Annotated in this window: 4 protein-coding genes; 3 read left to right on the forward strand and 1 reads right to left on the reverse strand. The window is 62.2% G+C overall.

What is annotated here, in order from left to right:
* A partial coding sequence (locus ACS5Q1_RS44885; protein WP_473104285.1) for an ATP-binding protein occupies positions 1–5110 on the reverse strand: 5110 nt, incomplete at its 3' end.
* 876 nt (positions 5111–5986) lie between these two features.
* On the opposite strand from ACS5Q1_RS44885, the gene ACS5Q1_RS44890 reads away from it, so the two are divergent.
* The 3 genes from ACS5Q1_RS44890 (at position 5987) to ACS5Q1_RS44900 (ending at position 8265) form a co-directional block, all read left to right on the forward strand.
* A complete protein-coding gene (locus ACS5Q1_RS44890) occupies positions 5987–6640 on the forward strand; it encodes a response regulator transcription factor (protein WP_473104286.1) in 654 nt (217 codons plus the stop codon).
* Positions 6641–6763: 123 nt separating this feature from the next.
* Complete coding sequence (locus ACS5Q1_RS44895) at positions 6764–7606, forward strand: sensor histidine kinase (protein WP_473104287.1); 843 nt, start codon at positions 6764–6766, stop codon at positions 7604–7606.
* 323 nt (positions 7607–7929) lie between these two features.
* Positions 7930–8265: a response regulator transcription factor gene (locus ACS5Q1_RS44900; protein ID WP_473104288.1), complete on the forward strand. Its 336-nt coding sequence runs from the start codon at positions 7930–7932 to the stop codon at positions 8263–8265.
* The last annotated feature ends 303 nt before the right edge of the window (positions 8266–8568 follow it).

An 8568-nucleotide genomic window follows, 5' to 3' on the forward strand; every position in this document is an offset into this window, starting at 1 on the left:
CTTCGCTGAAAACGGGATGGCCTATACCGTGAAGGTGCTTGATCTCGCCGTCCGGAAGAACGATCCGGAAATCTGTTTCGGCATCTCCCCGGATCCGAACTGCCCTGTCTGCGTTTGCGAGCCACCGTGCCCGATCCTCCGGATGAATCCGCTGGAGAAGCGCCTCGAAGGATGGCATCCCTGCTTCCGGATCGAAGCCAAACAAGCGGTAGCGTTCCTGCGACCAGTGCTTGATCTCCTTCGTGGCGGGGTTCCAGGCCCAACTGCCGCTTTTACTCAGCGCCTCCGCTTCCGCTAAATAGGCCTCGCTGCGCCGCAGTTCCTCCTCACTCCGCTTGCGCTCAGCCAAGTCGAGCACGAAAGTAACACCTTGGTCTCCACCTTCTTTGAAAAGTGCCACGCCGATGAGCACGGGCACGCGGCTGCCGTCCTTGCGGAAGTACTCCTTCTCAAACGGGGGTAAGATTCCGGTCCTCTCCAGCTCTGGCACCCATTGTCGTGCATCGCGTTCGAGCCATTCCGGTGGGGTCAGGTCGGTCCAGCGGACGCGGCCCGTTGCGAGATCCTCACGATCATAGCCCACGATCCGGAGAAAGGCGTCATTGGCCTCGAGGATCCGGCCGTCGAGAGCAAAGATGAAGATTCCGATAATGTTGGCCTCGACCAAGCGTCGGATCCTCGCTTCGCGTTCGGCGAGATCGCGGTATAGGCCGGTATTCTCCAGTGAGATGGCAGCCTGCGAGGCGAGCAGCTTCAGCACCGCGATCCGCGCCGGCACGAAGACCCGGAGAGCCAGGTTGTTCTCAAGGTAGAGCACGCCAATGAGTTTGGCCTGGTTAATTAAGGGCAGGCAGAGAATGGAACGAGCTTGGCGCTCACGGATGTACGGATCGGCGGCAAACGGGCTCTCGGCCAACGCATCGTCGAGGATCACGCTTTCCCGGGTGCGCAAAACGTAGTGCAGGACCGACTCTGGCAGTATGGTCGCAGTCACAGTCCCGTCGCATAGTTGCACAACGACCGTGTCGCCGCGGGTCGTGGCCTCCGCTGCGATCCGCGGCTCGGTCCCACGCGCCAGGATCAACAGGCCGCGCGTGGCCCCCGCCTGCTCAATGGCCGTGCGCAGGACTGTGTCGATCAGCTTTTCGAGAACGATCTCGCCCGAGATGGCTTGCGACACCTTAATCACGGTCGCAAGGTCGAGATGCTCGACCGGCGCTCCGATCGTCCTCGCCGGACCGGGTGCTGGCTCGTCCTCCCTGAGATACGGATAGAGCTCGTCGAGCTGACGCACCTTGCCTTCGGCGCCCCAACGCAGGTAGCAGTGACGGGCGTTCCGCAGGTAGAGCGCGTCAATCTGGTCGAACCCGCGCGCCCGGTAGAAGGCGGAAGCGCGCTCATAGGCAATCGCCTCGTTGTGAACGAAGCCGCTGCCTCGGGCCGAGCGGATTGCCTGCTCGTAGAGACGCTCGGCGTCGAGCTCACGGCCCTCAATGCGGGCAATCTCAGCGCCGACCAGCGCGGCGCGGTTTGCGAAGTTTTCCGGGCAGTTTTCGGTCCACTCCTGGAGCTGGCGGTGGTGGGTGGCCAAGGCCTCGAGATGGCGGCTACGCTCCGCGGCGCTGGCCGCGTCGCAGAGCGCGGCCCGCACCAGGGCGGCGTAGAAATGGAACTCCGCCCACTCGAGATGGGCCGGCATCGTCCAGAGCAACCGTTGTGCCTTTGATGTCGCTTCGAGGCCAGAAGCGTAGGCACCCGCGAAGAAGCGCGCCTGCAGCTTGCGGATCCAGTACCAGCAGGCGGCGATCGACAGGCCCGGGTCTGCCTCCAGGCGCCGCTCGAACCGGCCCTCGTCGAACCCGGAGTCGTCGAAGCGACCGAACACCGGGGTCAGACCACGGAGAGTCCGGACCAACTGGAGCTGTGTGGTGATGAAGACGATGACAAGACCGAACCGCGCTCGGCGCGCGAAATCGAGCCCGGCCTCAGCCTCGTGCTGCACCTCGTCGAGAGGATCGCCGGCGGCGAGGAGGTTGGTGATCAGGTTGTTGCGGCTATAGGCGGCAAAGGTGAGGTCGCCGAGCCTGTTGGCTATATCGAAGGCCCGCCGCACCCATTGCCGGCCGGTCTGGACATGCCTCGTCCATGGATTGATGACGGCGCCGAAGGACACGGAGACGCGGGCTTCGAAGCGCCGCAGCCCGCGCTGCTCCACCAGATTGAGGCCGAGCTGGCCGAAGCGGAATCCTGCCTTGTAATCGCCGAATTCCGGCCCCAGCACGGTGCCAAGCATGGCATAGGCATGGCACGACGCGTCGCTGTTGCCGTGCTCCAGGCTGAGGTTCGCTATGCGGCCGATGACGAGCGAGCGCAGGTTCTCGTCGGTGTGCCTAGCCGCCGGCACCACCGCGGTGAGGACGTTCATCGTCTCGCACGCGACCGGATCGGCCATCCGCGGCAAGTCGAGCAGCGCCTCGATCGGGCGCTCACCGAGCTGCCGCCACATCCGCGCGTATTCCTGCCTGACCTCCTCCTTTGTCGGATGCGCCGACCAAGCGATACCGACGCGGCGCAGGTAGTCGAGGGTGACCTCGACGGCGCTGTCGCTCCGGCCGAGGGTCGTGAACAGCTCCACCTGCAGCCGCGTAATAGCGGCCAGATCGGGGAGGCTGGTGGCGCGGTCTGCAAGTTCAGCAAACCGCTCCTCCGCTTCGGCGAGCTTGCCGGTAAGGAACTCGCATTCTGCCCGGTGGAGCTCGAGCGCGAAGGCGAGTTCGGGCCGGCGCTCCGGGGCGTCCTCCGGCAAGAGCGCCGCACCGGCGGTGAAATAGGTCAGCGCCGCGGCATGGGCGGTCGAATCCTTGGCGCGCTGGCCCGCGAGCAGGTTCAGCTCGGCCAGCTGCTCGCACTCATCGCGCGAGGTGACCAAGGCCGCCCCGCGGTTGAGGTGGTTGACGATGTCGAAGATCGCCTCCTCCCGCTTCTCAGGAGGTATGTGTGTCGCAAGCAGTCTCCCGATTCGAAGGTGCGCCTCGCCACGCAGCTCCTCCGGGATCAGCGAATAGGCGGCCTCTTGTATGCGATCGTGGACGAACCGGTAGGCGCCCGTTAGGCGCTCGACCAATTCCTGACGAACGGCCGGCCACAGAGCCACATGGATCTGCTCCTCCGAAGTCTCGAAAACAATCGAAAGTGTCGTGAGCTCGGTGATGTTTCCAAGACACGCCAGCTGCTGCAGCGCCTTCCGCGTTTCGGCCGGTAAGCGGGTGAGCTTGCCGACCATCAGGTCCACGACGTTGTCACTGTATCCCTTGGCATGAATGCGCTCGAGATCCCAGCACCAGCGCGTCGCATCATGATCGAAGGTGAGCATTCCCTCTTCGGCAAGCGAAGACAGGAACTGAATGGCGAAGAACGGATTGCCACCCGTCTTCTCGTGCACCAATCGCGCCAGCGGCGCGGCGCGCTCCGGCTGGCAGCGGAGAGCGTCCGCCATCAACTGCCCGAGATGCTCTCGGGCGAGCGGCGCCACTGTGATCTCTGCTACCGTCCCGCCGGCGCTCTTGATGCTGTCCAATTTTCGCCTCAACGGATGGCCAGCAGTGACTTCGTTGTCGCGATAGGCGCCGATCAGCATGAGGTGCTGCAGATCCGAGCGGATCATCAGATCCTCCAACAGATCGAGCGTGGCCGTGTCGAGCCACTGCAGGTCGTCAAGGAAGAGTGCCAGTGGATGTTCCGGTCGGGCGAAGACGCCGATGAAGCGCCGGAACACCAGCTGGAAGCGGCCGTGCACTTGCTGCGGTTCAAGCGGCGGGACCGGAGGCTGCTCACCGATGATGAGCTTCAGCTCGGGGACGAGGTCGACCATGAGCTGGCCGTTCGGGCCCAGCGCCTCGCGAAGAGCGTCGCGCCAGCCGGCCAGTTCGGTCTCGCTCTTCGCCAGAAGGCCCCGGATCAGGCTCTGGAAGGCTTGCGCGAGTGTCGCATAGGGGATGTCGCGCTTGTGCTGATCGAACTTGCCCGATGCAAACAGCCCGCGAGAAGGCACCAGCACTTTGTGCAGTTCGTGGACCACGGAGGACTTGCCAATGCCGGAATAGCCGGACACCAGCACCAGCTCTGGGACGCCACCCTGGACGACGTGATCGAAGGCGGCGAGCAGGGTCTCAATCTCGCGCTCGCGCCCGTACAATTTCTCCGGGATCAGCAGCCGGTCCGGCAGGTCTTGCGTCCCCAGCGGGAACGCGTCGATGCGGCCCTGCGTGTCCCATGCGGCTAGGCAGCGCCGCAGGTCGTGCGCGAGGCCGGCAGCGGTCTGGTAGCGCTCCTCGGCGATCTTGGCGAGCAGCTTCATCACGATAGCGGACAGAGGCTCGGGGGTGCCCTTCAGTCGCTCGGCGGGCGACACCGGTTGTCTTGCTATATGGCAGTGCACCCATCCCATCGGATCGGACGCCGCAAACGGTAGAATGCCGGTGAGCATCTGGTAGAAGATGACGCCGAGGGCGTAGAGGTCGCTGCGGGCGTCGATCGACCGGTTCATCCGTCCGGTCTGCTCGGGCGCCATGTAGGCGAGGGTGCCGGCAATCGTTTCGGGCGGCTCGGGCGCCAGCCGTTGGCGCGGCAGGCGCGAGGCGAGGCCGAACCCGGTGAGCCGTACCTGGCCCTCCCCGCCGCTCACCAGGATGTGAGCCGGCTTGAGGTCCATGTGGACGAGGCCGCGCTGATGGAGCTTGCCCAGAGCTATGGCGATGCCGATGGCGACGCGCACGAAGCGTCCCAACTCCATGGGCGCGCCGAGCAACTGGTCGAGCGGCTCACCGCCCGGATCCTCGAGCACCAGCATGGTGCGGCCGCCTTCGCACACAAGCTCCAGCGGCCGTGCGGCCCATGCATCGTCCAGTTCATCCTTCAATTCGTATTCGTGGGCGAGGCGATCAAGGCTCGAGGGCGTCAGGTGCTCGGCGGTGGGTAGCACGACCAGCACAGCCTTCCGCTGGCCGTTGGGGTCGAGGAGCCAGCCCCGACCGAGGACACGTTCGTCGTCCTGGCCCAGGACCTGGACGTTGCTCTCCCCTTCAGTGCCGAACCGAAAGCTCAGATTCATGTGCCGCACTCCGCCCTCACGTCTGGGGCCGCTGGCGGACCGACTGCGTCACCATGCCCCCGCACCCATCGTCCGCGTAAGCTGACCAGAGCGAGCTTGATCGGTCATTTTGCCACACAGCTACTGTCGATGCTACCAAAGGATGCCGCAGCCCGTCCGCCAAGTAGCTGCAAAAATTGACCTTTATATTCGAGTGTGCCTCAACTTCTCGCAGAAGTACGCCATCAGTCGGTCGGCTCGTTGCATGCGCGGTGAGGCCGTCAATCCTAAGGACGCCCCAGCACGCTGTCGGCCAGGAGAACCGCCCTTCATTCGATAGCAAGGATCGAGGGAAAAGCCTCTCAATCTATTGAAGCCAGCGCTTCTCCTGCCAGGAAAATTTCCGGCATTCGGCAGCAACCGCCACCAGATTTCGCGTGACGTCTCGTGTACGAACCCACAGGTGGTGTCTGTATCGTCGAGACTCTGCTCATTGATCCGACGAGGTCGGCGGAAAGGTAGCTCCATGGCCCGAAGCGGAGGGCCGGAAGGTCTGCATCGGGTGTGCGCTGCCTTGTCACGGCGCACACCCAAAATGGCCTTTACTTGCTTGATGCGACAAAGTCGTTCGAGATGCATACTGCCCCTTGACACGGCAGAGCCTAAGACCTGCCGCTGCTCGGTGAAACGGTTTGGTGCAGCGCCGCAGCCTTCGGGCTAAGCGTGGCTACTCGCTAGCTTCGCGCGAGGCTTGGCTTTGAGCCACTCGGTCACCAGCCGGCCACCTGCCGCACGCTCGCGTACTTGCGCAATCTCAAACCGTTCGAGCTTCCTTTAGCAATCCCTCCTTGAGTGCTAATTTCAGCTGCTATCATCTGGTAGCGGGAGAAGGATCTCATGATACATCGTCCAGCTCCGCCGCCGCCGGCGGCCGTAGAGCCGGTCATTTTTATCGTCGAAGATGATGAATCCCTGCGCGAGGCACTCAGAAGCCTGTTCCGCTCCGTCGGGTACAAGGTCGAGATGTTCAGTTCCGCCGCCGAACTGCTGCGCAGCACGTTTCCGGACGTGGAAAGTTGTCTGGTGCTTGACGTCAGGTTGCCAGGACTAAGCGGCCTCGACCTTCAGGCGGAGCTGGCCAAAGCCAATATTCACATTCCCATCATCTTTATAACGGGCCATGGTGACATCCCCATGTCGGTGAAAGCCATGAAGGCCGGAGCCGTCGATTTCCTCGCCAAGCCGTTTCGCGATCAGGACATGCTGGACGCGGTCGCCATGGCGCTCGAGCGTAATCGTCAGCAGCGACGGGCCGCGAACCAGCTGTCGGACCTGCGGGCCTGTTTCGAGACCTTGACTCAGCGCGAGCGCGAGGTGATGGCCCTGGTCGCCGCCGGCCTGATGAACAAGCAAATTGCGGGGGAGCTGGGGATCAGCGAAATCACCGTCAAAATCCACCGTGGCCAAGTCATGCGGAAAATGGGCGCACGTTCGCTGGCCGATCTGGTGAAAATGGCCGAGGTGCTCAGAGGCCACTTATCCTCACAGTAGGTCCACGGGCACGGAGACAGCGCGAGGGAGCCCACGCTGAGATGACGAATACCCGCTCGATGAACAGCGAGGAGCCATGGCGGGTCGTATTCGAGAACAATCCGACAATACTTCATCACCGATGTGCCCGGCACCATCCTGTCCATCAGTCCCTTTGGCGCTGTGCAGCTCGGCTACACTGTTGGCAAGCTGACTGGGCGATCTGTGCTGGGTCTCTTCCATGAGGCCGATCGGGAGACCCTACGCGAAACACAGATGGAGCTGGCGCATGTCAACCACGTCACGACGGTGGGGCAACAGGCGGCCTCAATCGCCCATGAGGTCGATCTGCCGATTGCTGCCCGATACCCACGCACACGCGCTTCGCGCTGCCTTGGCGCTCAACCATCTGATCTGGAGAAGGTCCGGCAGGCCCTCGACCACATCACCAAGGACGGCAATCGCGCCAGCGAAGTCTCCAGTCGGCTCCGTGCCCTCATTAAGAAGGTCCCGCGGCGCAATGACCTGGTCGACCTTACCGGCACCATTCTCGAAACTCTTGCCCTGGCCCATAACGAACTGGTTCGGAACGGCGTCTCGCCGCAGACGCGGCTCACGCCCGGCCCGCCGCTCGTACGGGGAGACTGTGTCCAGCTGCAACGGGTAATCCTAACCCTGGTCATGAATGCTATCAAAGCCATGAGCGGCGCCCTTGCTGGAACCCGGACCCTTCTGGTCAGCACGATCGGGGATGCCGCGCACGGCGTATTTGTGGCTGGGCATGATTCTGGGCCGGGACTGGATCTAGCCTGCCTGTCCCACCTATTCAACGCCTTCTACACCGCTAAGCCTAGTGGCATTGGCATGGGACTGCCGATCTGCCGTTCGATTGTCGAAGCTCACGGCAGACGGCTTTGGGCTTCGGCCAACTTACCCCTGGCGCTGTGTTTCAGCTCCTTGCCTCCACACCAGGAGATTTTGTCGTGACCCAGGGCTTGCGGTTTGAATGACTCATCGGGCTCCCACGCTAGACCTGACCTGCCATTCAAGCTCCGACCAAGACGTACAAAGTGACGGCTGAGTTGGCGGAACTGGCGGGAACGACTGAGACTCTGGCGATCCGCATGAAGCCATCGCGCTTATAAAACCTAAGTATGATATCATTGGAGTATATTCGCTTCATACTCTTGGCACTTACGGTGGCCTCGTACTCAGAGATTTTTTCCATTCCTCACAACAGGAGGACGGGCCACTTGTCAAAAGCTCCAATCATTTCGGTCATCGATGATGACGAATCCGTTCGGATCGCGATGAAGAGCCTTCTGAGCTCGATTGGAATGATCGTTCACCTGTTCGCATCCGCTGAAGACTTCTTGCAGTCTGCGTACGTGAACAATACGGCGTGCCTGATCACGGATGTTCAAATGGCGGGCATGAGTGGAATCGAGCTGCAACACGCCTTGATCGCCCAAGATCAGCACATGCCAATAATATTCATCACGGCCGTCCTCGAGGAGAGCATTCGGCCGCGACTGCTGAAAGCTGGAGCGGTTTGTCTCCTGAGCAAGCCGTTCGACGAACAAACGTTACTCCAATGCCTCGATACCGCTCTGAAGACAAATAGGGATGGGGATGGCATGCAATAGTTTCTCTGTCGCCGGTCCTCCGATCAGCGACCCAGTGTGAACGATCAATCGGCCTGCGGTTCACTGTACGCCCATTGCTTTTCAGACGATCGACCGAGACGACGGGGGCATAGAGCTCGAAGCCGGGCAGCCGCACCTTGTCTGTTGGTCTGCGAGCCAGTCTCCAGGATGGCGCCAACCTAGAGCATCGGACTGAAAGGTAGATTCAAGAGGTTTCGGTCCGGTCTGAAGTGCGATTCCCTTCTGAGAACAGGAGGTGGATCATGACCCAGATGGACCGGCCGTGCGTCGCAAGAGACTTTC

The sequence above is a fragment of the Microvirga sp. GN3 genome, assembly GCF_055792825.1.

Excerpts from the sequence above, each read along its gene's own strand:
- ACS5Q1_RS44890 (WP_473104286.1), top strand. The coding sequence starts at position 5,987 with ATGATACATCGTCCAGCTCCGCCGCCGCCGGCGGCCGTAGAGCCGGTC.
- ACS5Q1_RS44900 (WP_473104288.1), top strand. The coding sequence starts at position 7,930 with ATGAAGAGCCTTCTGAGCTCGATTGGAATGATCGTTCACCTGTTCGCA.